2 protein-coding genes are annotated in these 528 nt (G+C 54.0%); both read right to left on the bottom strand.

From position 1 onward, the window contains the following. Positions 1-139: 139 nt before the first annotated feature. A complete protein-coding gene (locus ACFFXY_RS25375; protein ID WP_071177730.1) occupies positions 140-454 on the bottom strand; it encodes a type II toxin-antitoxin system RelE/ParE family toxin in 315 nt (104 codons plus the stop codon). After that, positions 442-495, bottom strand: coding sequence for a hypothetical protein (locus ACFFXY_RS25415; RefSeq protein WP_488117944.1), 54 nt, complete (start codon positions 493-495; stop codon positions 442-444). The genes ACFFXY_RS25375 and ACFFXY_RS25415 overlap by 13 nt, the downstream gene beginning before the upstream one ends. Between the last annotated feature and the right edge of the window lie 33 nt (positions 496-528).

Genomic DNA, 528 nt, shown 5'->3' with positions numbered 1-528 from the left:
GTGAAAGGTGTGTAATTTCTCACGGTAAATGTATCGCTGAATTTTACCCGTTTTTCCGTTCAGGATGTGGTTTTCTGACGCGCTGCGCTTGTCAAACCGGCGACGGCCACGCAATGAATTGCGCCCCCGTCATCGGTTATTAGAGGCTGTCTGCCCCCGGATACCCGGATTCTTTCTGATGCCTGACGGTGACGATCACAATCTGGTCCATTTCCCGGTCGTGGCGGTAGAGCATCACATAGCCACTGTCGCCAAACCCGATCACCAGTTCCTTATATTCCAGCGGCAGAAACGGCACCGGGCGGCCAATGTCTGGCAATGTTTTCAGTTGCTGGATAGCCCGGACGATCACCTCACCTCCTTTTCTGGCTGCCAGCCGATTTTTGGTTTTGAGAAAGTCCTGAAGGCGTTGTAAATCGCGCTGTGCCAGCGCGGAAATCGTTACCTGTGGCATGGCGGAGCATCCTGCTCGTTCTCAGTTCCCCAGGTACTTATCCAGGCTTCCGCTTCTTCCGCAGTAAGGTGCAG

The organism is Glycomyces mayteni, assembly GCF_042428885.1.
Lineage (GTDB): Bacteria > Actinomycetota > Actinomycetes > Mycobacteriales > Micromonosporaceae > Glycomyces > Glycomyces mayteni.
Note: the sequence above shows the minus strand (reverse complement) of the source record. Positions and strands in the feature narration are given on the sequence as shown.

Coding starts and splice junctions, on each gene's coding strand:
- ACFFXY_RS25375 (WP_071177730.1), bottom strand. CDS start 454: ATGCCACAGGTAACGATTTCCGCGCTGGCACAGCGCGATTTACAACGC.